Origin of the sequence: Nitrospirillum guanabarense (assembly GCF_034653355.1) — a bacterium.
Lineage (GTDB): Bacteria > Pseudomonadota > Alphaproteobacteria > Azospirillales > Azospirillaceae > Nitrospirillum.
Genome location: NZ_JAYEER010000001.1, coordinates 1,067,053 through 1,093,216, shown reverse-complemented (window position 1 = coordinate 1,093,216; position 26,164 = coordinate 1,067,053). Strand labels below are relative to the sequence as shown.

Genomic DNA, 26,164 nt, shown 5'->3' with positions numbered 1-26,164 from the left:
AGGCCCCGCGTCAGCGCCAGGCTGAAGGTGGTGGTCAGCAGCTCGTACCGGGCGGCGCGCAGGCGGGCCAGACTCTCCTCCAGCCAGTCCAGCGCGTCGCCGGCGCGGCCTTGCTGGATGGCCAGCTCCCCCGCAGGCCGCCGCTGGCGGCGATATAGGGACCCAGGGCGTTGACCTCGGCGGCGCGCGTGAAGTTGGCCAGGCTGACCTCGGCCCCCTCCAGGTCGCCGGCCCAGAGGTCGACGGACAGCGTCCACAGCAGGGCGATGCAGTGGGTGACGGCGTGTTCCAGCCCCGCCGCCTCGCGCACGGTGCGGGCGGCCACGGCCCGGGCCTGGTCGGCATGGCCCATCAGCCACAGCGCGCGGGCCAGCGCGATGCCCGAGCGGTTGCGGTGATCGAAGCCGTAATAGATGGTCCGCCGCCGATCAGAGGGCATGCTCTGCCGGATGGAGGATTCCAGCTCCTGCCGCGCGCGCGACTGGTCACCCGCCAGATGGTGGGAGATGCCGGCCAGGGAGGCCGCGACCGCCGCAGCCTCTGGCATATCAATCACCTCGGCGACCTTCACCGCCATTTCGGCCCAGTCGTGGGCCGTCGCGTAATCGCCGATCCTCTCATGGAAGATCTGCAGGCGGCCCAGCAGGCGCAGTTGGCTCCAGTGATCATCCAGGGCGATGGCGACGGTCAGCGCGCGGCGCAGCGCCGCCTCCGCCGCCTCGCTGTTGCCGCGGGTGAACATCAGGGCCAGGCCCAGCGCCGCCTGGATCTCCAGCTCCACCGCCGTGTCACGGTGGCCGTCCAGATGCGCCACGGCCCGCGCGCACCAGTCGCGGCATTCGACCAGCAGCGACATGTTGGTGAAGACCGACACGCTGGCCGCCGCCAGGCGGACGGCCAGCGCGAGGTCGCCATCGGGGCCGAAGCTCCAGTCCAGCGCGCTACGGATGTTGCCCAGTTGGCGCGAGAAATAGTTCACGCGATCCAGGCAGCGGCGTGTGGGGAAGCCGGCCTCCTCCAGCTCCGCCACGAAAAAGGCGGCGTGCCGCCGGGCCATGGCGTGAAAGGCGTCGCGCCCCCGGGCCAGCAGTTTTTCCCGGGCGTAGGCGCGCGTCATCTCCAACAGGCGGTAGGTGCTGGCGTTGCCCAGGCGATCGGGGGAGACCAGCGACTTGGTCGTCAGCTCATCCAGGGACGCCACTGCGGCGTCGGTCGGCACGTCCTCATCCGTCACCACCTGCAGCGCCGCGTCGATGGAGAAGGGACCGAGGAAAAGCGACAGCCGTTCCAGGGTCAGGCGCTCCGCCTCCGGCAGCAGGTTGTAACTCCAGTCCAGCGTGGCCTGCAGGGTCTGTTGGCGCGGCAGGGCCGTGCGGCGTCCGGCCCAGGCCAGGCTGAACCGTTCCCCCAGCAACCGGGCCGTGGCCTCCAGCCCGTGGGCCGCCACCCGCACCGCCGTCAGCTCGATAGGTAAGGCCATGCCGTCCAGGCGGCCGCACATGTCCGACACCAGGCGGACGGCGTCGACGTCGAAGCGCAGCGCGCTGTTGCCGGCCGACGCGCGCTCCATGAACAGCGCCACGGCCGGATAGGCCATCAGCGCGTCCAGCGACAGGCCCTCAGCCCCCGCATCGGGATAGGCCAACGATCCCAGCCAGTGCACATGCTCCGCCCGCACGCGCAGCGGCTCGCGGCTGGTGGCAAGGATACGGACCTGGGGGGCGGCGTCGATGAGGCGTTCCACCACCCGCGACACGGCGTCCACCAGATGCTCGCAATTGTCCAGGATCAGCAACAGGTGTTCCTGGCGCACATGACCCAGGATGACCGCCATGGGATCTTCGGACTGGACGAGCGTGCCCAACGCCGCCGCGATGGCGGAGGCCAGCAGGGCCGGGTCCTCCAGGGTGCCCAGATCGACGAAGCGCACCTTGCCGTCGAAGTGGGGCGTCAGCATGTGCCCCATCTCCACCGCCAGGGTGGTCTTGCCCACGCCAGCGGCGCCGACGATGGTGAAGAGCGGCGTCTCCGGCACACGGCCCGTCAGCAGTTGCACGTCCGCTTCCCGACCGAAGACCCGCGGCAGGCGGGCCGGCAGACGGCCGGCGGCCTCCATGGAATAGAGGCTGCCGTCACGGGGGGCCGGGGGGCGACCGCCAGCGTTTCCGCCACCGGGACCGCCCGCTGCAGGGTAGCGACGAAGGCGTAGCCCACGCCCACCTGGGTCGCGATATAGCGGGCGCCGTTCTCGCCATCGCCCAGGATCTTGCGCAGACCCGCCATATGGAAGCGCAGGCTGCCATCCTCCACCACCACGTCGGGCCACACGCGCTTCAGCAAGTCGCGCTTGGCAAGCACGCGGCCGGGCTGTTCCACCAGGGCGACCAGCAGATCGAAGGTGCGGCCACCGATCTCGACCGGAGCGCCGTCCCGGGTCAGCAGGCGTTCGCCCACGGTCAGGCGGAAGGGACCAAAGGCGACCGGGCCGTCCAGCGGCACACCCTGGGGCGGCGCACCCTGGACCGATGGGATTTGGGCCCGCGGGATCTGGGAAGAGGAAGACATGTCGTTCACAAACTGCCGCCTTTCCGCAGCGCGGTCGAGTCACAAGCCGTCATCGGAGCCTTGGTCGGAGGGCCATGGTCGGGAGGCCGCCATCAGTCGGGCCCCGCCTGGAAGCGTGCGGAACGCCAGGGACAAGTGTGTGGCGCTTTCATCCGCGCCTCGCAAGTTAGAGGGCGTTAGACCTTGTGAGACATACAAATTCGGGTGGACCGCCACTATACAACCAGTCCGGAACATGGTCAGTCTCGGCAATGGAAACGAACTGGTATTGTAGATTGGGGACCAATTCCCGCCTGGCATTCTGGACCTCGTTCGCGGGGTTCAGCCTGGACGCCATGGATGTGCAGCTCTATGCCTTCATGCTGCCCATCCTGGTGGCCTTGTGGAATTTGACCCACGCGCAGGCCGGGTTGCTGGCCACGGTCACGCTGGTTTCTTCCGCCGCCGGTGGCTGGATGGCGGGGCTGCTGGCCGACCGGCTGGGCCGCGTCCGCCTGCTGAAGATCACCATCCTGGGCCTGGCCGTTTCCACCTGCCTGTGCGGCCTGGTCGACGGCTACGCGTCGTTCCTGGCGGCGCGGACGTTCCAGGGCCTGTGCTTCGGCAGCGAATGGACGGTGGGCGCCGTCCTGGTGGCGGAGGCCGCGGCGCCGGAGTTCCGGGGTCGCATGGTGGGCGCCGCGCAGAGCGCCTGGCCCGTCGGCTGGGGCCTCGCCGCCGCCAGCGCCACCTTGGTCCCCGCGCTGCTGCCGCCGGACTGGGGATGGCGGGCCCCCTTCATGATCGGGCTGCTGCCCGCCGTTCTCATATTTTTTTACCGCACGCGCATCAAGGAGATGGAGGCCTTCCTGCAATCCCATGGTCGCGCGCCCTGGAACGGCATCTTCGCCGCCCCGGTGCTGCCGTCCACCCTCAAGGGCTGCCTGCTGACCACCGGCATGCACGGCGGCTATTGGGCCATCGCCACCTGGTGGCCGGCCATGCTGACGGCCGAGCGGGGGTTTCCCACCGCCACCGCCAGCCTGTATTTCGGGGCCCTGGTGGCCGGCTCCTTCCTGGGCTACGCCTTCGGCGCCTGGCTGGGCGACGCCAAGGGCCGGCGGGGAACACTGGCCAGCTTCGCCCTGGGCGCCACGGCGCTGCTGCTGACCTGCACGCTCTATCCCGTGTCCGACCAGGTCCTGCTGCTGCTCAGTTTCCCGCTGGGCTTCTTCGCGCTGGGCATGTTCAGCGTCATCGGCGCCGTCCTGGCGGAGCTGTATCCCACGGCGCTGCGCGGGTCGGGCCTGGGCTTCTGCTACAATTTCGGGCGGGGCATGGCCGGCGCCACCCCCCTGTTGATCGGCGGCGGCATCCTGGGTATGGGCCTCAGCCATGCCATCGGCCTGTACGCCACCGCCGCCTATGCCCTGGTCCTGCTGGCCACCTCCCTGCTGCCCGAGACGCGGGGGCGGAAGCTGGAGGGCATACCGGCGGCCTGAGGATCATCGCCGCCCGCTCATCCGCGCCAGGCTACAGCCCCAGCTCCGAAAGCGAGGGGTGGTCGGCTGGACGGACACCCAGGCGCCAGCGCAGCATGCGCTCATGCTCCTGGATCGGATGCTCGTTCACGCTGGTCAGGCGACGGCAGATCAGGCCGGTCTCGTCATACTCCCATCCCTCGTTGCCATAGGCGCGAAACCAGGTGCCGCTGTCGTTGCGGAACTCGCTGGCGAAGCGCACGGCGACGCGGGGGCCGTGCGCCGCCCACAGTTCCTTGATGGTCCGCATCTCGATCTCGCGGCGCCATCTGCGGGTGACGAAGGTGCGGATCTGCTCCCGCCCCCAAAGGAATTCGGCGCGGCTGCGCCAGTGGCAGTCTATGCGGTGGCTGAGGACCACGGCGTCGAGATCGCGCAGGTTCCAGCCATCTTCCGCCACCCGCACCCGTTGAATCAGGATGGGGTCCAAGGGCGGCGGCGCGTTATGCGTGGTCATGGGATGTCCTTGATTCCATGTATTGGCCCCCGGGAGGTCGCGCCGCCGGATCAGGGCGCGTACCGGCTGAAGACGTAGTCCCGGTCGCTGACCAGCGCCTGGTGGCAGCCCCAGCACGTCTCATGCTGGGCCTGGTCCGCCGGCTTGCCATCGATGAAGCGCCCGAAGCCCCAGCCGCCGGTGGCGGCATAGCGCTTGCTGTCCTTGACCATGATCTGCACCGTGGTCGCCGCCCCAGGGATGGAGGCGGTGGCGAATTCCGGCGACTGGGTGTGCTTCCAGGCCAGCTTGACCAGGATGGTGCCGTCGGGGAACGGCAGCGTGCCCGCCTGATAGGCCTTGATGGCCGTGGCGTTGCCCACGACCGCACGCAGCTCGTCCAAAGGTGCCGCCTCCTGCGCCGGCGCCACCAGTTGCCAGGCGCGATACCCCTGGGGAATGGTCACGCCGTAGATGGGGGACGCAGCGCCGGAACGCGCGCCACCATCCGATGCCCCGGCCGGAACCAGGGCCGGCGCCGTGGCGCACAGGGTGCCGGCCACCAGCACGATGCCCGTGAGCGGTCGCATGGCGCCCCTCCTCACAACGTGTCCGCGTCGATGACGGCGCGGACGAAGTCGTCGGGCGCCTCCTGCGGCAGGTTGTGGCCGATGCCGCCGGTCACCAGGCGGTGGGCGTACTTGCCCACGAACTTCTTGGCGTAGGCCACCGGCTCCGGATGCGGGGCGCCGTTGGCGTCGCCTTCCATGGTGATGGTGGGCACGGCGATGGCGGGCGCTTGGGCCAGCCGCTTCTCCAGTTCCTCGAATTGGGCCTCGCCCTCCGCCAGGCCCAGGCGCCAACGGTAGTTGTGGATGACGATGTCGACGTGGTCGGGATTATCGAAGGACGCGGCCGAGCGGTCGAAGGTGGCGTCGTCGAAGGCCCATTTCGGCGAGGCCAGACGCCAGATCAGCTTGGAGAATTCGTGGGTGTTGGCGGCATAGCCGGCACGGCCGCGTTCGGTCGCGAAATAGAACTGGTACCACCACTGCAGTTCGGCCGCCGGCGGCAGCGGGGCCTTGCCGGCCGCCTGGCTGCCGATGAGATAGCCGCTGACCGACACCATGGCCTTGCAGCGTTCCGGCCACAGGGCGGCCAGGATGTTGACGGTGCGGGCGCCCCAGTCGAAGCCGGCGACCACCGCCTGGCGGATGTTCAGCGCGTCCATCAGGGCGATGGCGTCCACGGCCAGGGCCGCTTGTTCACCGTTGCGCACGGCGTTGGCATCGCGCAGGCGGGTGGTGCCGTACCCGCGCAGATGGGGCACGATCACGCGATAGCCGGCGGCGGCCAGCTTGGGCGCCACCCCGGCGAAGGCGTGGATGTCATAGGGCCAGCCGTGGAACAGCAGCACCGGCTTGCCATCGGCGGGCCCGATGTCGGCATAGCCCACGGTCAGGGGCCCGGCGTCGATCCGCTTCAGCGACGCGAAGGGATCGGCGCCACCAGCCACCGGTTTGGCGGTGGGGGTGGGCGGGGCCGCGCGGGCGGGCACCACCGCGCCGAAGGTGGCGGCCACGGCCGCCGCGGCGCTGGCGCCCAGCAATTGACGACGGCGCTCATCGATCTTGTCGAAGGGGTTCGTGAGGTTCATGACCCAATCACCTTTGGTCCAGCGAGGGGGGCGTCCCGTCCCGCCCGCGCATCGCGTTTTCATCAGGGTTCAGGATAGCGACCAGTGCCGGATAGGCCCGGGTCACCTTTTCTTTCCCAACGTCAGGGCGCCGTGCCAGCCGCCGCTTTTTCGATCAGGGCGGCAACCGTGGCGGGGTGCGACACCATCACGACGTGGGAGCCGCCCTTGACCACCACCGTGCCGTGGGAGTGCGCCCGCTCCGCCATGAAGGCCAGGGCTTGGGGCGGGATGTTCCTGTCCTGGTCGCCGTAGACGAACCAGGACGGGACGTGGTGCCAGGCGCCCTCGCCCGACGCCTCGCCCAGGGCGGCCTGGGTGATGGGGCGCTGGGTCGCGGCCATCAGCTTGGCCTCGGCCACCGGCAGGTCGGCGGCGAACTGGTCGGGAAACCGTTCCTGCTGGATGTAGAGGTCCGTGCCCCCATCCGACAGCGCGACGGCCGGGGCCAGGGTGGGCGCCAACGTGCTGCCGGGGAACTTGCCGCTGAGGCCGGCCGCCGTCTCGCCCGCGTCCGGCGCGAAGGCGGCGACGAACACCAGCGACCGCACGTTGGCCCTGCCGTTGGCCGCTTCGCTGATGACGGAACCGCCATAGGAATGGCCGACCAGCACCACCGACCCCGGGATGCTGGCCACGACGTCGGCCACGGCGGCGGCGTCGCTTTTAACGCCGCGCAACGGGTTGGCGGCGGCGACCACCGGATAGCCATCCTTTTCCAGGATGCGGATGACGCCGTTCCAGCTGGACGCGTCGGCGAAGGCGCCGTGCACCAGGACGATGGTGGGCTTGGCGACCGTCTCCGCCCCGGCCACGGTGGTCAGGCACGCGCCCAGCGTCGCCGCCGCGGCGATGCCGGTGATGAGCTTCTTCATGATGATGTCCCTTGTGATCAGCGCAGCGAGCGGAAGGCGGCACGCACCTCGGCCGTGAACAGCTCCGGCTGTTCCCAGGCGGCGAAGTGCCCGCCGTTGCCGGCTTCGCTGAAGTAGACCAGGTTGTGGTAGCAGCGTTCCGCCCAGGTCCTGGGCGCTCGGTAGATCTCGCCGGGGAAGACGGTGACGGCCACCGGCAGCGTCTTGATGTCTATGGCGTTGAAGTTGTTGGAGTGGTCTTCCCAATAGATGCGGGCGGCCGACGCGCCGGTGCGGGTCAGCCAGTAGAGCGAGATGTCGTTCAGCATCTCTTCCCGCGTCAGCACGCGCTCCGGCTGGCCGTCGCTGTAGGTCCAGGTGGCGAACTTGTCGTACATCCAGGCGGCCAGGCCGGCCGGGCTGTCCAGCAGGGAATAGCCGATGGTTTGCGGCCGCGTGACCATCATGTCGGCATAGCCGGAACTGTCGCGGTAGAAGGCCTCCAGCGCGTCGAACGCCGCCCGCTCCTTGGGGCTCAAGGAGGCCGGGGCCGGGCCGCCGGCCTTCAGGATGGCCGCGATCTCCTTCGGCACCGTGCCCGGCATGTTGAGATGGATGGCCGTCAGGCCCGGCACGTTCTGCAAGGCCATGCGCTGCGAGATGACGGAACCGCAGTCGCCCCCCTGGGAGACGTAGCGCTCATAGCCCAGACGGCGCATCAGCGTGCCCCAGGCGCGGCCGACATGATCGGACCCCCAGCCCTTGGCCGAGGGCTTGCCCGAGAAGCCGAAACCGGGGATGGAGGGGATGACCAGGTGGAAGGCGTCATCGGCGCTGCCGCCGTGGGCCATGGGGTTGGTCAGGGGATCGATGACCTTCAGGAATTCCAGGATGGACCCCGGCCAGCCATGGGTCATGATCATGGGCATGGCCTTGGCATGGCGGGAACGGACGTGGATGAAGTGGATGTCCAGCCCGTCGATCTCGGTCATGAACATGGGCAGGGCGTTCAGCTTGGCCTCAAGCTTGCGCCAATCATAGTCCGCGCCCCAGGTGCGCAGCAGCGCCTGCATGGTCGCCAGCTTCACGCCCTGGCTGTCGTCGGGCACGGTTTCGGCCTCGGGCCAGAGGGTGGCGTTGACACGCCGCTTCATCTCGGCCAGCGCCTCTTCCGGAACCTGCACCTTGAACGGGCGGATGGCTTCGTCGCCCGTGGCGGCCCGCACCGCGCCGGGCAAGGTGCCGATGGCACCGGCGGCCGCCGTGGCGGCCAGGAAATGGCGTCGTGTCGCCTGGGGGAAATTCATGGATCGCTTCCCTTTTCCGCAGAGGATCTTCCCACGGCGAAATCAGTACGCGAGAGGCGGGCACGGCGCCTGTTATGGCTTGTGATGCGGTATTGGCGGTTGTCAGCGCGCACCCGGATTTGACCCGGGGCCGGCCGGTGGCCGTCATTCGCAGCGCAGGTCGCTCATGAACTCATAGCGGTCGCCGCGATAGGCGGAGCGGGTGAATTCCACCGGCGTGCCGTCGCCCAGGCGGGTGACACGCTCGATGCGCAACACCTCGGCGTTCTCCTTGACGGAGAAGATGCCGGCTTCCGTCGGTGTCGCCAGCGAGGCGCGGATGCGCTGCTGGCCCTTCACCGGGCGGTAGCCGTGGGCGCCCAGCGCCTCATAGAGGGAGTCGCCCAGATTCTCCAGCGCCGGCAGGAAGCGCGCCGGCACCACCGCATGCTCTATGGCCAGCGGTTCGCCATCCGACAGGCGGATGCGGCTGAGGCGCGCCACCTTGGTGACCGCAGGGATCTCCAGCATCGCCGCCTCATCCTCCGTGGGGCTGGCGTAGGCCTTCATCATCCAGATGACGCCGGGCTTGTCGCCACGCCGGCGGGCATCGTCGCTGAAGCCGCTCAGGAAGGCCGGAGCCTCTATCCGCGGCGCCACGAAGGTGCCCGAGCCGTGCTTACGGAACAGCAGGCCTTCCTCGATCAGCTTGTCAATGGCCTTGCGGATGGTCACCCGCGACATGCCCGTCAGGTCGCTGAGGTTTCTTTCCGACGGCAGGGCGTTGCCGGGGTCGATGCCGCCCGAGGCGATCTGTTCCCGCAGTTTCCGCGCGAGCTGCAAATAGATGGGGGTGCTGTCGCCGGGTTTGGGAGCCAGTTTGTCTCGCATCGTCACCACACGTCGAAAAAATTGGAACAATTACACGTCAAAGAGGGCCATGACCGAGGGCCGACTTCAGGTCTTTGGGGTACAGCGACAAGAGTGCGTCGGCCTCCGCCGGCGGGCGGCCCGAAGCGACAAGCACCGCCTTTCGGATGTTATAGTCCGAAACGCGCAGGGCGTCTTCGGCTTGTACTTCGGAAACGCCCGTCAATTCCTGTACGATACCACAGGCCCGCCGCACCAGCTTTTCGTTGGAAACCCGCATATCCACCATCAGGCCACGGTAGACCAAGTCTAACCTTAGCATCATTGTCGTGGATAAAAGATTAAGGACCACCTTCTGGGCCGTGCCGGCCTTCATGCGGGTGGAACCGGCGATGGGCTCGCTGCCCGTCTCCGCCAGGATGGCGTGGTCGGAGATGGTCAGCAGCGGGCTGCCGGGGTTGTTGGCGATGCCGATGGTCAGGGCGCCGGCGGCGCGCGCGGCCGCGATGCCCGCCACGGTGAAGGGGGTGCGCCCGCTGGCGGCCACGCCGATGGCGACGTCGTGCGGACCGAGGACCGCCGCCGCGATCTGGGCGCGGGCGTCGGCCTCGTCATCCTCGGCCCCTTCCACGCTTTCCGTCACCGCCAAGGTGCCGCCGGCCAGCACGAACACCAGGCAATTCCCTGGCCAGTTGTAGGTGGGGGTCAGCTCCACGCCGTCCTGCACGGCGATGCGGCCCGAGGTGCCGGCGCCCATGTAGACGATGCGACCGCCATCCCGCAGCCGGGCGGCGGCGGCCTCGCTGGCGGCGGCGATGCGGTCCAGTTGGCCATGAACGGAAGCGAGCGCCGAGAACTGCCCTTCCAGCATGGCTTCCAAGGCGACCTTGGTCGGCCATTCCGCGATCTCGACGAAGCGTCGGCCGTAGGTTTCGGTGGACATTCAAATCTCCTGAAGGCGCGCGGGACCGGAGGCGCCATCCGTCTGGCGGACGGCGCGACCACAGGCGCATAGGGCGAAGGCGGCCAGCGTTCCCACGCACAGCTGCCATGGAAAGGCGAGGGTCTGCAGGCCCGCCGGCAGGGACAGGGTCCGCGCCACGGCCGGCTGCAGGGCCAGCACGACGGCGAAACCACCAGCCAGCGCCACCATGACCGAAGCGCTGGAGCCCCGGTTGGTGAACAGGGCCGTGAAGTAGACACCCAGCAGGCCGGCATAGGCGAAGTTCATGACCGACAGCACGAAGTCCAGCAACGGCGCCCGGGTGTAGTGCTGCCAGTAGTAGGAGCCGATGGCCATGGCCAGGGTGGCGGCACTGACCGCCGCCATGCCGAAACGGCCGGCCATGACGTAGTGGTGTTCACCCGCCTGATGGCGGGCGGCATGCCAAGGGCGGTAGAAATCCTGGATCAGCACCGATGACATGGCGTTCAGCGCCGACATGGTGGTGCCCACCGCCGTGGCGATGACGCCGATGGCCATCATGCCGCGGATGCCGGCCGGCGCCTCCGTCAGGATGAAGTGCATGAGGACGGTGATGTCCTCGCCCTGGAAGGCGCGGGCGGGGCCGGCGACGGTGGCGGCCGGGCCGCGGTAGAACAGGTACAGCAGACTGCCGATGGCGATGAACAGCCCAACGATGGGAATGGCCGCCCCAATGGACATGTACAGGCCCTTGGCGCTGGTGCGCGCGTCCCGGCAGGCCAACAGGCGCTGGGTGGTATCCTGGTCCAGCGCATAGTTGCCGATGAACAGCAGCACGATGCCGGTCAGCGAGGCCCACAGGCTGAAGGGGGCGGACAGGGTGGCCGACAGGTCGAACAGCCGCAGCTTGTCATGGCCATCGGGCGTGGCCGACAGGGTCTGGATCATCGCGGCCAACGGCATGTCCAGGCGTTGCAGCAACAGCAGCGCGATGCCGAGGGCGGCCCCGACATAGACGATGAACTGCAGCAGATCGATCCAGACGATGGCCTTCAGCCCCTTGTGGAAGGCGAAGACGAAGGAGGCCAGGATGAGGAAGGCGGAGGCGATGGAGACGTTGGCCGCCGTGACGTTGCCGAAGATGATCATGGCGACGGCGATGGCCGCCAGATAGAGACGGGCGCCGCCGGCGATGATGCGGCCCACCAGGAACATGCCGCCCGCCGCCTTCATGGCCGCAGCACCGAAGCGTCGGCCCAGCAGTTCATACACCGTGGTGACGTTGTGGGCGTAGAAGCGCGGGATGAAGATGTGGGCGACGATCACCACCGCCAGGAAGGCGCCCAGGAAGGTGCTGAGATAGGTGAAGTCGCCGCGATAGCCGAAATCGGGGCCGCCCAGGAAGGTGGCGGCGGACTGGGTGGTGGCCAGCACCGAGATGGCGGCCAGCCAGGCCGGCACCTGGCCCGATGCCAGGAAGTAATCCCGGGCGTCGCCGCTGTCCTGCCGGTTGACGGCGTAGCCCACGCCGGCCACCGCCAGAAAATAAAGGCCCACGACCATCCAGTCCCAGCCTGAGAAAGCCCCACTCATGCAACCCCCAACACCATAATCCTTCCGCGCCCCGGCCACCGGCGGGCACCGCCGCGAAGCGGGGCCCGCCGCCTGCCTTTCCCTTACTGACGGAACGTCAGCGCGATGGAGAAAACGCGGCCTTCGACATTGTAGGTGTCGGGGAAGGTGTTGAACACGCCGCCGGCGACGAAGGGCGGGTCCTTGTCCAGGATGTTCTGGATGCCGCCGGACACCGAGATGTCCTTGGTCAGCTTGTAAGACCCGGTCAGGTCGAAATAATTCTGGGCGGCGATGGTGCCGTTCTGCCCCGGGGCGCTGTTGCGCACCGAGCCGATGCGCGTCCAGGCCAGGCGGACCATGGCGTCATCGAACAGCCAGCTGACGCTGGCGTTGTGGCGGTAGTCCGGCTGCACCAGCGTGGTGCCGTCGCTGGAGCAGGTGGCACCGTAGGTGCCGGCGCATTCCAGGGTGGCCACGGCGGCGTTGGGCTGGAACAGGTATGTGGAGACGATGTTGGCCTGGTAGGCGAACTGCAGGCCAGCACCAGGCAGCCAGTCCGGCTCCACGAAGTAGGTCATGCCGATGTCGAAACCCTTCTGATCCAGCAGGCCCAGGTTCTGGTTGTTGACGTAGGCGTTCGCCAGGTGGCCGTTGGTCGGGTTGCGCGACACCAGCTTGCACAGCGGGTTGTTGGCCGTCGGGTTGGTGATGTAGCAGCTGGTCAGGGCGTTGACCGGCTGGATGACGCCGATCGCCCCGGTCAGGTTCAGCTGGTAATAGTCGACCGTGATGTTCAGGTGGGGGATGAAGGTGGGGGTGATGACCGCCCCGATGGTCTTGGTCTGGCCGGTTTCCGGCTGGATGTTGGCGTTGCCGCCGTAGAAATACTGGCCCTCAAGGTATGACGGCGCGAAGGAATTGGTGGAGCCCACCGCCGGTGCGCCGAAGCGGGCGCACTGCGCGGCGTTGCCGGTGCCCAGCACGCAGGGATCGCCGGCGTAGCGCGGCGCCAGGCGGGCCACCGTCACCAGGTTGTTGAACGGCAGGGATGAGGTGGCGGCCGCGTATTCGCTGAAGTTCGGCGTGCGGATGACGCGCTGCATGGTGCCGCGGAAGCGGATGTTATCGTCCACCGTCCAGGTGAATTCGCCCTTGGGCGTGCCGTCGGCCCCCCACAGCGAGTATTCGGAGTAGCGGTAGGCGCCGCCGACGTCGAAGCCCTTGATCAGCGGCAGGTCCTTCAGGACCGGCACCAGCAATTCGCCGTAGATTTCCTTCACGTCGAAGCTGCCGCTGTAGGCGGCCTGCACACCCTGGCGGAAGGTGTTGCCCGTCAGCAGGGCGGAATCCTGCGTGTAGTTGCCGGTCTCGTTGCGGTACTCATAGCCCAGCGAGAAGCCCACCGGACCCGCCGGCAGGGAGAACAGGTCGGCCGAGGTGCCGCTCAGCACGCCCGAGCCGATCAGTTGCTCGCGGGTGCGGTGGAAGGCGTCGAAGGTCAGGCCCAACTGCTTCACGCTGGACTGGTTGGGGCCGAAGAAGTCGATGGTGTTGGCCAGCGAGGCGACGTTGTTCACGCCGGCGGCGCTGGTGACCAGGCCGTCGCCGGTGATGGGCAAATCCTCGGTGGAACGGCCGTACTGCACATAGGCGTCCCACTTGATGTTCTTGGTGATGTCGCCGCGCAGGCCGGTCTGGACCTGCTCCGTCTCGCGATCGGTGTGATAGGTGATCAAGCCCAGCTCGGCCAGCGAGCGGGTGATGCGCATCTGCGCCGTGCCGTTGACGAAGGTCAGCTGGTTGGCGATCTGCGGCGTCAGGAAGGGGTTGTTCTGGCTGATGGAAACGACCTGGTCGATGGACGGCGGATTGGGGCCGGGCGTGCCCGACTCCTCCGTCTTCGCGCGGGTGTACATGGCGCGGCCGTAGAGTTCGACATTGTCGAACAGGTCATAGTGGTAGAGGGCGGTGGCGTTGTAGCGGTTCAGCGGCTCGATCAGCGGGTATTCGCTGCTGATGTTCGAGGTGGCGGACGGGCTGGTGGTGAACTGGCCGCCGCTGTCGAAGCCGAATTTGCGCCCGCTGGCCACGTCGGTGAAGACGCCGCCCACGTTGGGAATGGTGCTGGCGGGGGTCAGCGCCCATTTGCGCGACCCGGAATCCACCTCATCCCGCTTGGTGTAGTTCAAGGCGACGACGACATGACCGCGCCCGTTGTTGATGTTGCCGCCGAAGGTCAGATCGGCACCGTATTCGGAGCCGCCATGCTGGGCGCTGCGGTCGGTGACCGTGCCCTCAATACCCTCGAAATCGCGGTCCAGGATGAAGTTCACCACGCCGGCGACGGCATCGGCGCCGTAGACCGCCGCCGCGCCGCCCGTCAGCACGTCCACCCGCTTGATCAGCGCCACCGGGATGCTGCCGACGTCGACGGAATTGCGAAAGCTGAACGGGGTCGCCCGGGTGCCGTCGATCAGCACCAGCGACCGGCTCTGCCCGAAGTTGCGCAGGTCGAAAACCTGGGCGCCGAAGGCGTCGCTGCCCTGGGAGGAGGCGCGCACGCCACCCGCCAGTTGCGGCAGCTTGGTGGAGAAATCCTGCACCGTCAGCGCCTGCTGCAGGCGAATGTCCTCGGACGAGGTCGAGGCCACCGGGCTGGCCGCCGTCAGGCTGGGGCGGGGAATGCGCGTGCCCGTCACCACGATTTCTTCCAGGCCGGAATCCGCCGGCTCGGCGCCGGCCGTGGCGGTGGTTTGCGCGTAGGCGCCGCCGGCCAGCGCCGGCAGGAAAAGCAACGGCGCCGCCAACGCGGCACGCCAATGTTTGTTCCGCATGCTCCAAGCCCCCCTGTTTTTTGATCGTGGACATACCACTTTGCGGTATATCTCTGACTTATTAATACCAATCAAAGCCAGCTTGCGTCAAGCGCTTCGTTGCAGATTCCCTACCATGTCAGCAGCACGTCGAGGGGATTCCGAATAGATCTGCGTTGACGGAGCGAATTGCCAATCAAGGGGTGGACTCTATTGGTCTACATCGACGCGAGCGCCCTAAGACCAGTCAACCCAACATGTCCAGCGCGGCCAGCAGGGCGTCGGCCAAGCGATCAATCTCAGTGAAGGTGTTGTACAGCGCGAAGGAGGCGCGGCAGGTGGCGGCGACACCGAAGCGGGCCAGCAGCGGCTGGGCGCAATGGGTGCCGGCGCGCACGGCAACGCCGAAGCCGTCGAGGATGGTGGCGACGTCCAAGGGATGGGCGCCGCCCAGGGTGAAGGCCAGGATGGGCCCCTTCCCCGCCGCCGTGCCGATCAGGCGCAGCGAGGGGATGGCGGTCAGACGCTCCTGCGCGTAGGCCAGCAACCCCGCCTCATGCGTGGCGATGGCGGCAGGGCCCACGCCGCGCAGATAGTCCAATGCGGCGCCCAAGCCAATGGCCTCGACGATGGGCGGGGTCCCGGCCTCGAACCGGTGGGGCGGATCGGCATAGGTGACGGTGTCGCGCGTCACCTGGCGCACCATCTCGCCTCCGCCCAGCATGGGCGGCAACCGCCGCAGCCACGCCGCCTTGCCGTAGAGGGCGCCGATGCCGGTGGGGCCGTAGAGCTTGTGACCCGTCAGGACATAGAAATCGACATCCAGGTCGCGCACGTCCGCGCCCAGGTGGACGGCCCCTTGGGTGCCGTCGGCCAGCACGGGGATGCCCCGACCGTGGGCCAGGCGCACGATGTCGCGCAGTGGCGTCACCGTGCCCAGGACGTTGGACATGTGGGTGATGGCCACCAGCCGCGTCCGGGGCGTCAGCGCCCGTTCCACCGCGTCCAGCGCCAGGCCGCCCTCCTCATCCACATCCACCCATTTCAGCACGGCGCCATGACGTTCACGCAGGAAATGCCAGGGGATGATGTTGGCGTGATGCTCCATGACAGAGAGCACGATCTCGTCCCCCGGCTGGATAACCGCCTCGCCAAAGGCGTGAGCCACCAGGTTGATGGCCTCCGTCGCCGATTTGGTGAAGACGATCTCCTCCGCGCTTTCCGCGTTCAGGAAGGCGCGGACGCTGTCCCGCGCCCGCTCGAACCCGTCCGTCGCCCGGTTGGCCAGGGTGTGGGACCCACGATGGACATTGGCGTATTCGGCGTAGATGGCCTGGGTCATGCGGTCCACCACCGCGCGCGGCTTCTGCGCCGAGGCGGCGTTGTCCAGATAGACCAGCGGCCCGCCGTCGACCTCCAGCGCCAGGATGGGGAAGTCGGCGCGCAGGCGGTCGACGTCGTATGGGGTCGTCACGGTTCCGTCCATCACCGCCTCCCTTCCCTGGCCGCCGGCCGTTCAGATGGTGCCCAGGTCGCGCAGCCGCTCGACCTCCGCATCGTCGGCGCCCAGCCATTCCTTCAGAATGTCGCCGCTGTGCTCGCCGATCGCCGGGGCACCGTGGCGCACGCTGGTGGGCGTGTCCCACAGGCGCACGGCCGGCGCTTGGAAGGGGACGGAGCCCAGGATGGGATGGGGCACGTCGATGATCTGCTTGCGCGCCACCACCTGGGGATTGGTGACGACATCAGCGATGGTCGCCACCCGCTCGCACGGCACCTCGGCCTCATGCAGGCGGGCCAGGATGGTTTCGCCGTCCAGGGTCAGCGCCCATTCGTTGATGATGCTTTCCAACAGGCCGACATTGGCGTTGCGCGCCACGAAGGTGGAAAAGCGCGGGTCCTGAACCAAGCCGGGCATGCCCATGGCATTGGCGAAGCGGGGGAAGTGGGCGTCGTTGCCGGCCACGACGTAGATCCAGACGCCATCGCGGGCGCGGAAGCAATGCGACGGCGAGAGGTAGCGGTCGCGGTTGCCCAGGCGCGGCGGCTCCGCCCCGTTCAGCAGATATTCCGGGATGGCCGTGGTCATCAGCGCCATCCCGCTGTCCATCAGCGTCGCCTCCACCACCTGGCCCCGCCCCGTCTTCCCCCGTGCCTGCAGGGCGGCCAGGGCGCCGATGGTGGCGTAGAGGGCGGTGGTGTAATCGCAGACGAAGACACCGGACATGGTGGGCGGGCCGTCATGGGCGCCGGTCATGCTCATGATGCCGCTGATGGCCTGGGCGGCGCCGTCGAAGCAGGGATGCTGGGCCAGCGGCCCCTTCTGCCCGAAGCCGGTGACGCGCACCAGGATCAGGCCGGGGTTGGCCTCGCTCAGCACATCCCAGCCCAGGCCCATGCCCTCCAGCGTGCCCGGCCGGAAATTCTCGATGAGGATGTCGGCCTTGGCCGCCAGGCGGCGGATCAGGGCCTGGCCGTTCGGGTCGCGGAAATCGACGGCGAAGCCGCGCTTGTTGCGGTTGGCGGACAGGAAGAACAGGGTGTCGCCGGCCACGGCCTCCCCCACACGGCGGCCGTCCTCGCCCCCATCGATGCGTTCCACCTTCACCACGTCGGCGCCCAGATCGCCCATCAGTTGGCCGCAGAACGGACCGGCGATGTATCGCGTCATGTCAAGAACGCGAATACCGTCAAGTGATCCCAGCATAGTCACCTCGCCTTTTTCTATAGAACGACCAGACACGATAGGCTGTTGAAATCATCATTCCGATGAGCAATAGTATCCGAAACAGGAGGCAGCCATGCGCATCGCTTATTTTTCCTGGCTTCGCGCCAAGACCGGCACCGCATCGGAACAAATAGACTTACCGCAGAACTGTAACACGGTGAACGATCTGATCGATTACCTGTCTGGCCGGCATCCGGCCCTGGCGGAAATCGCCACCGCGCAGGGCAGCCTGCGCTACACCGTCAACCGCCGCTATGTCGAGAAATCGCATCCGCTGACGGCGACGGATGAGGTGGTCCTGTTCCCGCCCGTCACCGGCGGCTGACCGGCTTTTCCTTCCTGGGCCGCCCCGCAGCAGGGACAATTCTCCCGGCGTGGCAGTTCCACCTTGGTGACCTCGCAGCTCCAGGCGTCATACATTGCCAGGGTGCCGGACAGGCTGGGCTCCACGCCCAGAATCTCCTTGATCACCTCGATGGCCTGCAGGGCGCCCATGACGCCCACCGCCGGGCCCAGCACGCCGATTTCCGAACAGCTGGGCGCCAGCGCCGGCACCTCGGGATAGAGACAGCGAAAGCAGGGGTGAGAGCCCCCCAAATGGGATTTGAAGGTGGTCAGGATGCCGTCGGCCAGTTGCACGGCGGCGCTGACCAGGACGATCCCGGCCCGACGGCAGGCGGCATGCACCGCGTCGCGGGTGGCGAAGTTGTCGCAGCCGTCGGCCACGATGTCGTACTGCGCCACCAGCGCGTCCGCGTTCTCCGCGTTCACCGGCACCGCGTGTTCCACCAGCCGCACATGCGGGTTGATGCGGGCCAGCGTGAGGGCGGCACTCCGCACCTTGGGCATGTCCAACCGGTCGACGCCGTGCAGGATCTGACGGTGCAGGTTGGACGGCTCGACACAGTCGAAATCGGCGAAACCCAGCGTACCCACCCCCGCCCCGGCCAGGTACATCAACAGGGGGGAACCCAGGCCGCCGGCGCCGATGACCAGCACGCGCGCGGCCTTCAGCCGGGCCTGGCCGGCGGCGCCGATCTCCGGCAAGACCACCTGGCGCCGGTAGAAACTGGTCTCGTCAGGAACGGTCGACATCACCCAAGCCTCCGGTTCCGGTTTTCTTGATGGCTCAGGCCGCGGCGGCGGCCTCGCGGATGCGCTTCACGATCAGATGCACGCCGTTGGCCCGGCTAGGCGCCAGGTTTCGCCCAACGGCCAGCCGGTCCAGCACCGCCGGGCTGTGGGCCAGAATCGCGGCGGGCGGCCGCCCGTCGTACAGCCGCCGCACCAGGGCCAGCAGGCCCCGCATGATCAAGGCGTCGGAATCCGCCCGGATATGCAGGGCCGCCGGCGTCCGCTCGATCACCAGCCACAGCTGCGACTGGCAGCCGGTCACCTGGTCCTGGTCCCGGCGCTGGTGCGGCGGGATGCCGTCCAGGGTGCGCCCCAGGTCCATCAGGTGCTTCAGGCGGGCGGACCAGTCGACCAGGCATGCGAACTCCGCCTCCAGCGCCGCGGCGGCGGCGTCGATGTCCGCGACGGTGGGATCGGCCAGGTCGGTCATGGGTCCGCCTTCCATCATCAGCGCGCGTGGCGCGCCACGATGCCCCCGGTCATGGGCGCCTTCACGCCCGTGGTTTTGGGGAAGCTGATGGGCAGGCCGGCCAGCACACGGGCGGCGAGGTAGGCGAAGCATTCCGCCTCCACCGCGTCGCCCCGCCAGTCCACCGCCTCGGCCGGCACGGCCTCGACCTTGGCGCGCTCGGCCAGGGCGGCCATGATGGCCGGGTTCTTGCGGCCGCCGCCACACACGATCAGCTTGGTCGGGCGGGTGGGCAACAGGTCCAGTGACCGGCCCACGGTGCCGGCCGTGAAAGCGGTCAAGGTGGCGGCGCCATCCTCCAGCGACAGGCCGTCGGCCATGTCGGCGGTGAAGTCATAGCGGTCCAGCGACTTCGGGTATGCCGCCGACAGGTAGGGATGGTCCAGCAGGCGGGCCAGCCGCGCCTCATCCACCCGGCCGCGTCGGGCGATGGCGCCGTCCACATCCATCTCCCCAGCCCCGTGGCGCATGATCCAGTCATTGATGGGGCCATTGGCCGGGCCGGTGTCGAAGGCCTCGAAATGGTCCTTGCCGTCCCACCAGGTGACGTTGCCCACGCCACCCAGGTTCAAAGCCGCGACCTCGGGCCCGGCGTGGACCCGCTTCAGCAGGGCGGCGTGGTAGCTGGCGGACAGGGGCGCACCATGGCCGCCCGCGCGCATGTCGGCGGTGCGGAAGTCATAGACGACGTCGATGCCCAGGATGTCGGCCATCAGCTGCCCGTCACCCAGCTGGCGGGTGTCGCCGAAGCGGCCGGGCACAGGCGCGCGGTGCAGCACGGTCTGGCCGTGGAAGCCGACGGCCGCCACCTCGTCCGGCCGCATGCCGTTCTCGGCCAGGAACTGGGCCACCGCCTCGGCCTGGGCGCGGGACAGGGCCCGTTCCGCCTCAGCGAAAATCGGGGGCTCCGCGCCCTCGAAGCGCCAGGTGAGCGCCTGGGCCACCGCCTCCCCCAAAAGGCCGCGCAGGTCCGTCGGATAAGGGGCCAATTTCCAAGGACCAAAGTCGAACACATGGACGCCATCCGTGCGAATGCACGCTATATCGATCATCCCGTCCAGAACTGTGCCCGTCATCAGGCCGATGGCCCACATCGGTTGCATTCGTCGATCTCCCTGGTTTCCCCAAAAGGTTCTTCACTGTACCGCTAACCGCCTCAGGCGTATTGGCGCGCGGCATGATGCCCGTCCGGGCGTCGCATGGCCGCCACGTGCCTGGCATGGATCTCGCCCTCCGGCTTACGGCAGCCTGCGCAAAGCAAGATAGATTGCCGCCCATCCTCCGCCATGCGGCGGCGGAAATCGACGGCCCGGCCCACCACGGTTTCCGCCGTCTCCGTCATCAAGTTGCCGACGACGCCCTGCGCGCCGTGGCTGATCACGCAGATCGACGTCTCGCCATCCGGGGCCATGCACAGGGTGTGACCAGCCCAGAAGCAGGCGCCGGTGGGCACGGGCAGGGACGGGTTGATGTCCTGCGACATGCGCCGGTGCAGCGCCTCGTCACTTTCCAGGTCGTCCAGCTCCCGGATCTTGTGGTGGGCGCCACCCGGCAGCAGGGGAGTGACCTTCACGTGGTTGTCCACCCGCGCCACCAGCTCCAGGAACTCCGGATCATAGTCCTCCAGCGGCTCATTGAGGTCGATCTGGTATACGCCCACGCGGACATGCCCATGATCCCGCCCCCGCGCGTCCAGCAGGGCGCGCAGGCCCTTTATGGTCTTCTGGAACGACCCCTCGCCCCGGTTCAGGTCGTGGCTGGCCTGGTTCCCGCCATCAAGGGACACGTAGATGGTGTGGGAATAAGGCACCGCCAGAATTTCCTTAACCCGTTTGGGCGTCAGCAGGGTTCCATTGGTATGCCATTGGAGTGGGGAATGTGGCAAAAACCGCCGCGTCATCGCCAGCAATTCAGCGAAACGGGGATTCATCAAGGGCTCTCCACGCCAATTCAGGTGTATTCCCTTGATCTGCATCGCCGGTGACGTCGCGAGTTTTACCAACACTTGTTCAAGATCGTCCGGCTCCAGATCCAATTTTCCATGACTCTGCTTTGTATAGCAAAGACGACAAGACAAATTACACCGGCTTGTCGGATCCAACCACAGCCAGATTGGATGTACTTGATCAGACTGGTCATGCAGTGGTTTAAACAACGTACACCTCCGACCGTTTTATTGTCATACAGGGGTGGCCCGTTAGCCCCAGGCGGGAAGGATGTCGTGACCAGATGTGTACCAGATTAATACCAGGATGACATCATTAAATTCACACGGTACAGGTGGAAAAAATTTCGCGCGGCGAGGAAACTGCCCCTGTTCGCGGGAAACGGGCGCCGAGCGGCCGGACCCACCCCGCACTCAGGAAAGGGAGATGCACGCTTGTTCCAGGTCCGCGCGCTGATTTCGGACGCCGGCGGCACGTCGGCCAATGAGGACGTGGCCGGTCATTGCGGCGACTGGGCCTGGGTCATCGACGGGGCCACCGGCGTCAGCGGCGCCACTATCGGGGGCTTGAGCGATGCCGCCTGGTTCGCCCGCCAGGTGGACGGCGCCCTGCGCCGGCGCGTTCCCGATGGCGGGGGGCTTTCCACCGACACCGTGTTGCGCCAGGTGGTGGAGGATTGCGCCCAAGGCTACGCCCAGGCCACGGCAGGAACACCCCGGGCGCGGCAAGAGCGGCCGTCGGCCGCCTTCGCGCTGCTACGGCGGTTGGGGGACCGGCTGGAGATGACCACCCTGGGCGACTGCCAGATCATCCACCGAGGCGAAGACGGCCAGGCCCGCGTCTTCGGCGCCTCCGCCATTCCCGCCTTCGAGGAACGCACCCTGGCCGCCGCCCGCCGGGCGCTGGATGAGGCGCCCGAGCTGACACCGGCCGACCTCTGGGAACGGGTGGTCGGACAGTTGCGGACCAACCGCCGGTCCATGAATGTCGACGGCGGCTATTGGGTGCTGAGCACGGACACGGACGCCCTGGCCCATGTCGACCGTGCCACCATACCCGTGAACGGCGGCCCGGCGGCGCTGGCCAGCGACGGTTTCCTGCGCCTGATCGACATGTTCGGCCGGGCGACGGCGGCGGATTTCCTGGGCTTGGATGATCAGGCCAAGGCGGAATCCGCCCTGCGGGACCTGCGGCGCGTCGAGGCCGCGGACGATCCCCACCATGGCCATCTGCGGCTGAAGCGGTCGGACGACGCCAGTTTCATCCTGGTGCGCCCGGCCTGAAGATCAATCCGACGCCCGCCCCGCCAGCGCCAGGGCGCCTGACATGGCATCACCCAGGGTGGGTGACAGGCGGCGGCGCACGTCGGGGGCCAGCCAGGCCTCCAGGGCGCTGGCCAGGCCGCCGATCAGGCTGACGCGTGGCGCCCCTTCGGCCAGCAGCGCCCGCACCAGGCCGTTCACATGCTCCGCCGCGTCCTGCACCACGTGGCGGGCCACGGCGTCGCCCTGGTCGGCTTGGCGCAGCACCAGGGGCGCGAAGGTGGCGTAGTCGGTGGCCGTCGACCGGTCCATCCACAGCACCACCTCGGCCGGATCGTCCTGAAAGCGGGCCATCAGCTCCCGCGTGAGGGCGCTGCCGCCCTCACGCCCGTCATGGGCGCGCAGGCTGTGCTGCAGGGCCCTCAGGCCCAGATAGGCGCCGCTGCCCTCGTCGGAGATGGGGAAGCCGTAGCCGCCGAACTTCATCTCCCGCCCGTCGATACGGCCGATGGCGCAGGAACCGGTGCCGACGATGACGATGCCGCCGTCCTGGCCGCCATGCGCGCCCAAGCAGGCGATCATGGCATCACTGGTGAAGGCGATGCTGGCATAAGGGTGGTGGATGGCCTCCAGCGCCGCGCGGGCGCCCTTGCGGCCGATGCCGGCCACGCCCACCCCGGCGCGGATGCGGCCCAGGTCGTACGCGTCCAGCCCCGCCTCCGCGATGGCGTGGCGCGCCGCCGTGTCGATGGCCTGCCACGACGCTTCGATACCGAAACGGGTGGCGGCGGGGCCGGCGATGCCCTGCCCCAGGACGGTGCCGGCCGCATCCTCCAGCCGCGCGCGGCAGCCGGTGCCGCCGCCATCCACGCCCAAGTACAGCGCGTCGTCCATCAGCCGGGCACCCGCTCGATATCGGCGCCGCAGCGCACCAGCTTGCGCGCCAAATCCTCATAGCCCCGGTCCAGGTGGTAGACGCGGTTCACCACCGTCTCCCCCTCCGCCACCAGCCCCGCCAGGATGAGGCAGACGGAGGCGCGCAGATCCGTCGCCATGACGGGCGCACCGCGCAGCCGCTCCACCCCGCGCACCAGCGCGGATGTGCCCCGCAGGGTGAGGTCGGCGCCCAGGCGCGCCAGTTCCGGCACATGCATGAAGCGGTTCTCGAAGATGGTCTCACGGATCATGGCCGCCCCCTCCGCCACCGACATCAGGGCCATGAACTGTGCCTGCAGGTCGGTGGGGAAGCCGGGATAGGGTTCGGTCGAGACGTCGGTGGCGCGCAGATGCCCCGCCCGTTCCACCATCAGGCCCCGGTCGGTGGGATAGACGCTGACCCCCGCCCGCTCCAGGATCTGGCATTGCACCGCCAGGTGCTCCAGACGGGCGCCGATCAGTTCCAGCCGGCCGCCGGTGATGGCGGCGGCCACGGCATAGGTGCCGGCCTCGATGCGATCGGGAATCAGCGTGTGCGTCGCCGGACGGAAGCTGGCCGGCCCCTGCACCAGGATGCGCTGCGTGCCAGCACCCTCGACATGGGCGCCCATAGCCACCAGGCAGGCGGCGAGGTCCGCCACCTCCGGTTCGCGCGCGGCGTTCAGAATTTCCGTTTCGCCCCGCGCCGTCACGGCGGCCATCAGCGCCGTCTCCGTGGCGCCCACCGAGGGCAAGGTCAGGACAATGCGGCCTCCAGCCAGGCCATCGTGCGGCGCCCGGGCGGTGACATAGCCGCCATCCACCGCCACCTCGGCGCCCAGGGCGGTCAGCGCCTTCAGGTGCAGGTCGATGGGCCGGGCGCCGATGGCGCAGCCTCCGGGCAGGGAAACGCGGGCGTGCCCGAAGCGACCCAGCAGGGGGCCCAGCACCAGGGCTGTCGCCCGGGCGCGGCGCACGGTGTCGTAGTGCGCCTCGGCATTCACGGCGGCCGCAGCGTCCAGCGTCACCTGGTGGGCCTGTCCGCGCGTCACCCGCACGCCATAGCCGCCCGCCAGCGCCAGCATGGTTTCCACGTCGGTGATGGCCGGCAGGTTGGCCAACGTCACTGGCCGATCACTCAACAGGCTGGCGGCGATCAGGGGCAGCGCCGCGTTCTTGGCGCCAGCGATGTCCACCGTGCCAGCCAGCCGCCGCCCACCGCGGATGATCAAGCGATCCATGAGGTTTTCCGCATCCTAGCCGTTCGCCCCGCACAACCTGTCTATCATGCCAGTTCGCCAAGTGGTGACAAACTGGTTTCATACTGTTAGCCTTCCCGCGATCCCAATCGACCGAGCAGAAGTCCCCCCGCGATGCCTGCTACACCGATCCATCCAAGCTTGACCCCAGATCAGGCCCCCGATCAAGTCGACCCAACCCAGACCGCCGGCGCCACCTGCGAAATTTTCGTCAACCGCCGCCGCTTCGCCATCGGCAACCAGATGGTGACCGCCGCCGACATCGCCGCCCTGATGGGCGTGCCGGCGGACAATGCCGTGGTTGAACGCGGCGACCCGACTGGTGAGTGGGTGGCCCTGCCCTTGGCCGACATCGTCGCCATCCACCCGGGCGACACCTTCCTGGTCACCCGCCAGTTCGTGATGGGCGGACATGGTTGAGCGACTCTCCCCGAACGGGAAGCCCTACCGCGCCACGCCCACAGGCCTGCTGCGCCTGGCCTCACCGGAAAAGGAGGCGCTGTTCGCCACCGCCTTCACGGGACAGCCGGATCGGGAGGGCGGCTGTTTCGCCCGTTTCGGCTGGAGGGTGACAGGCACGCACCTGGCCATAACCCTGGCCGTCATAGACCCGCCACAGCCGGGCGATATCGAGGGCGGCGGGGCGGAGATCAAGATCACGGCCAACGCCCTGCGCCGCGCCGCCCTGGCGACGGAGGGCCATCCGTTGGCCGTCGGCTTCATCCACGCCCATCCCGCCGGCGTCGCGCCCAAGCCCAGCGCCCTGGATGACGAGATGGACCGCTACATGGCCGGCTATTTCGCCGACCTGGTACCCGGTCGCCCTTTCGTCAGCCTGATCGTTTCCAGGATCGGGGGCGACACCGCCATCTCTGGCCGCATCTTCCACGAGGGCGCCTGGCATGCGGTGGGCCGCGTGGCGGCGGAACGCGACCCCACCGTGATCGCCTGGCCGCACGGCGAACCGCCGCCGGAACCGCCCATCCCACCGGAGCGGGTGGCCCGCCTGACCAGCGCCTTCGGGCGGGAGGCGTACCAGCGCCTGCAGCGCTCCACTGTCGCCCTGATCGGCGCCGGCGGCACCGGCTCCGCCGCCATTCCCATCCTGGCGCGGGCCGGTGTGGGCCGCCTGATCATCATCGACAGCGACCACGCCTCGGAATCCAATCTGGAACGGCTGCACGGCAGCACCCCGGCCGACGTGGCCAACCGCGTGCCCAAGGTCACCATCGCCAAGCGCTCCGTCGCCGAATATGCCCCCGGCACGGTGGTGGAAGCCATCAACGGCCGCCTGCCGCAGCCCGAGGTGCTGGACGCCGTGCTGCAGGCCGACGTGCTGATGGGCTGTACCGATCAGCATTCCAGCCGCATGGCGGTGGCCGATATCGCCACCCGCTACCTGATCCCGGCGGTGGATTGCGGCGGCCTGATCGAGGGGCGCGACGGCATCGTCACCGGACAGCTGGTGCAGATCGTCCGCTTCCTGGCGGCCGACCCCTGCCCCCGTTGCCGCGGCATGATCTCCGCCACCCGGGTGATGCAGGAGATGCTGCCGGTGGTGGAGCGGCTGGCCCCGGCGGACCAGGCGGCCCTGGCGGCGGCGCGTGGCGAGCGGCCAGACCCCATCCTGACGGCCGTGCCGCAGATCGATACCGTGGGCTATATCACCACCACGGCCGGAACGCTGGCGGCGGGCTTCGTCATCGGCTGGCTGACCGGCCGCTTCTCCCCCGCTTTCGAGCGGCTGCAACTGGACCTGGTATCAGATTGCCTGGGCGCCGTGGATCGGCCGCAACGGCCCCGGCCGGGATGCAGCTGCACCACCACGCGCGGCTATGCCGACCAGGCGGCCGACGCGGCCCCGTTTCAGCCACCCGCCCACTGGCCCGCCCCAGTCCGGCTGTAAGGGGC

The 26,164-nt window shown here is 68.4% G+C and carries 24 protein-coding genes; 5 read left to right on the top strand and 19 right to left on the bottom strand.

Annotated elements, in window-relative coordinates:
• Positions 1-34: 34 nt before the first annotated feature.
• Together UAA55_RS04530 and UAA55_RS04525 are read right to left on the bottom strand one after the other, a co-directional pair.
• The gene (locus UAA55_RS04530; protein ID WP_322951463.1) at positions 35-2,056 is read right to left on the bottom strand and encodes an ATP-binding protein; all 2,022 of its coding nucleotides are present in this window, start codon (positions 2,054-2,056) and stop codon (positions 35-37) included.
• Positions 2,044-2,565 carry a winged helix-turn-helix domain-containing protein gene (locus tag UAA55_RS04525; protein ID WP_322951462.1) on the bottom strand — a complete coding sequence of 174 codons (522 nt, stop codon included), beginning with the start codon at positions 2,563-2,565 and terminating at the stop codon, positions 2,044-2,046. Before UAA55_RS04525 ends, UAA55_RS04530 begins: the two co-directional genes overlap by 13 nt.
• A gap of 275 nt (positions 2,566-2,840) precedes the next feature.
• Between UAA55_RS04525 and UAA55_RS04520 the strand changes: the two genes are divergently transcribed.
• The gene (locus UAA55_RS04520; RefSeq protein WP_322951461.1) at positions 2,841-4,046 is read left to right on the top strand and encodes an MFS transporter; all 1,206 of its coding nucleotides are present in this window, start codon (positions 2,841-2,843) and stop codon (positions 4,044-4,046) included.
• A 31-nt stretch (positions 4,047-4,077) separates the two neighbouring features.
• Here the strand turns inward: UAA55_RS04520 and UAA55_RS04515 are convergent, their stop codons facing one another.
• The 11 genes from UAA55_RS04515 to UAA55_RS04465 all read right to left on the bottom strand — a co-directional run bounded on the left by UAA55_RS04515 (position 4,078) and on the right by UAA55_RS04465 (position 17,211).
• A complete protein-coding gene (locus UAA55_RS04515) occupies positions 4,078-4,542 on the bottom strand; it encodes a DUF1348 family protein (protein WP_322951460.1) in 465 nt (154 codons plus the stop codon).
• A gap of 50 nt (positions 4,543-4,592) precedes the next feature.
• Positions 4,593-5,111, bottom strand: coding sequence for a cytochrome P460 family protein (locus tag UAA55_RS04510; protein WP_322951459.1), 519 nt, complete (start codon positions 5,109-5,111; stop codon positions 4,593-4,595).
• Between the two features lie 11 nt (positions 5,112-5,122).
• On the bottom strand, positions 5,123-6,178 hold the full coding sequence (locus UAA55_RS04505) for an alpha/beta fold hydrolase (protein WP_322951458.1): 1,056 nt from the start codon (positions 6,176-6,178) through the stop codon (positions 5,123-5,125).
• Positions 6,179-6,300: 122 nt separating this feature from the next.
• Positions 6,301-7,092 (bottom strand): alpha/beta fold hydrolase, encoded by a 792-nt coding sequence (locus UAA55_RS04500; protein WP_322951457.1) that lies wholly within the window; start codon positions 7,090-7,092, stop codon positions 6,301-6,303.
• Positions 7,093-7,109: 17 nt separating this feature from the next.
• Entirely contained in the window at positions 7,110-8,378 is a 1,269-nt protein-coding gene (locus UAA55_RS04495; RefSeq protein ID WP_322951456.1) for an epoxide hydrolase family protein, read from the bottom strand.
• A gap of 144 nt (positions 8,379-8,522) precedes the next feature.
• Positions 8,523-9,248, bottom strand: coding sequence for a GntR family transcriptional regulator (locus UAA55_RS04490; RefSeq protein WP_322951455.1), 726 nt, complete (start codon positions 9,246-9,248; stop codon positions 8,523-8,525).
• A 37-nt stretch (positions 9,249-9,285) separates the two neighbouring features.
• On the bottom strand, positions 9,286-10,170 hold the full coding sequence (locus UAA55_RS04485; protein WP_322951454.1) for an N-acetylmuramic acid 6-phosphate etherase: 885 nt from the start codon (positions 10,168-10,170) through the stop codon (positions 9,286-9,288).
• Positions 10,171-11,745, bottom strand: a complete 1,575-nt coding sequence (locus UAA55_RS04480; protein WP_322951453.1) for a sodium:solute symporter family transporter — start codon at positions 11,743-11,745, stop codon at positions 10,171-10,173.
• Positions 11,746-11,828: 83 nt separating this feature from the next.
• The gene (locus UAA55_RS04475; RefSeq protein WP_322951452.1) at positions 11,829-14,561 is read right to left on the bottom strand and encodes a TonB-dependent receptor plug domain-containing protein; all 2,733 of its coding nucleotides are present in this window, start codon (positions 14,559-14,561) and stop codon (positions 11,829-11,831) included.
• Positions 14,562-14,787: 226 nt separating this feature from the next.
• Entirely contained in the window at positions 14,788-16,026 is a 1,239-nt protein-coding gene (locus tag UAA55_RS04470) for a cysteine desulfurase (RefSeq protein WP_322951451.1), read from the bottom strand.
• A gap of 30 nt (positions 16,027-16,056) precedes the next feature.
• Positions 16,057-17,211, bottom strand: coding sequence for a CaiB/BaiF CoA transferase family protein (locus tag UAA55_RS04465; protein WP_416235155.1), 1,155 nt, complete (start codon positions 17,209-17,211; stop codon positions 16,057-16,059).
• 130 nt (positions 17,212-17,341) lie between these two features.
• Here UAA55_RS04465 and moaD point away from each other — a divergent pair, with 130 nt between their 5' ends.
• Positions 17,342-17,593, top strand: coding sequence for a molybdopterin converting factor subunit 1 (moaD, locus tag UAA55_RS04460; RefSeq protein WP_088874980.1), 252 nt, complete (start codon positions 17,342-17,344; stop codon positions 17,591-17,593).
• Here the strand turns inward: moaD and UAA55_RS04455 are convergent.
• From UAA55_RS04455 to UAA55_RS04440, 4 genes are all read right to left on the bottom strand, one after another.
• Positions 17,521-18,363 (bottom strand): HesA/MoeB/ThiF family protein, encoded by an 843-nt coding sequence (locus UAA55_RS04455; RefSeq protein WP_322951449.1) that lies wholly within the window; start codon positions 18,361-18,363, stop codon positions 17,521-17,523. The genes moaD and UAA55_RS04455 overlap by 73 nt on opposite strands.
• A 34-nt stretch (positions 18,364-18,397) precedes the next feature.
• On the bottom strand, positions 18,398-18,832 hold the full coding sequence (locus UAA55_RS04450; protein WP_322951448.1) for a SufE family protein: 435 nt from the start codon (positions 18,830-18,832) through the stop codon (positions 18,398-18,400).
• Between the two features lie 17 nt (positions 18,833-18,849).
• Positions 18,850-19,965, bottom strand: coding sequence for an anhydro-N-acetylmuramic acid kinase (locus UAA55_RS04445; protein ID WP_322951930.1), 1,116 nt, complete (start codon positions 19,963-19,965; stop codon positions 18,850-18,852).
• Positions 19,966-20,027: 62 nt separating this feature from the next.
• Complete coding sequence (locus UAA55_RS04440; protein ID WP_322951929.1) at positions 20,028-20,972, bottom strand: radical SAM protein; 945 nt, start codon at positions 20,970-20,972, stop codon at positions 20,028-20,030.
• 279 nt (positions 20,973-21,251) lie between these two features.
• Between UAA55_RS04440 and UAA55_RS04435 the strand changes: the two genes are divergently transcribed.
• Positions 21,252-22,100, top strand: coding sequence for a protein phosphatase 2C domain-containing protein (locus UAA55_RS04435; protein ID WP_322951447.1), 849 nt, complete (start codon positions 21,252-21,254; stop codon positions 22,098-22,100).
• 3 nt (positions 22,101-22,103) lie between these two features.
• On the opposite strand, the gene UAA55_RS04430 is transcribed toward UAA55_RS04435, so the two are convergent.
• Together UAA55_RS04430 and murA are read right to left on the bottom strand one after the other, a co-directional pair.
• Positions 22,104-22,973: a glucosamine kinase nucleotide-binding domain-containing protein gene (locus UAA55_RS04430; protein WP_322951446.1), complete on the bottom strand. Its 870-nt coding sequence runs from the start codon at positions 22,971-22,973 to the stop codon at positions 22,104-22,106.
• Positions 22,973-24,235 (bottom strand): UDP-N-acetylglucosamine 1-carboxyvinyltransferase, encoded by a 1,263-nt coding sequence (murA, locus tag UAA55_RS04425; protein WP_322951445.1) that lies wholly within the window; start codon positions 24,233-24,235, stop codon positions 22,973-22,975. Before murA ends, UAA55_RS04430 begins: the two co-directional genes overlap by 1 nt.
• Positions 24,236-24,394: 159 nt before the next feature.
• On the opposite strand from murA, the gene UAA55_RS04420 reads away from it, so the two are divergent.
• A complete protein-coding gene (locus tag UAA55_RS04420; protein ID WP_322951444.1) occupies positions 24,395-24,673 on the top strand; it encodes a hypothetical protein in 279 nt (92 codons plus the stop codon).
• Positions 24,666-26,159 (top strand): HesA/MoeB/ThiF family protein, encoded by a 1,494-nt coding sequence (locus UAA55_RS04415; protein ID WP_322951443.1) that lies wholly within the window; start codon positions 24,666-24,668, stop codon positions 26,157-26,159. The genes UAA55_RS04420 and UAA55_RS04415 overlap by 8 nt, the downstream gene beginning before the upstream one ends.
• Positions 26,160-26,164: the final 5 nt, after the last annotated feature.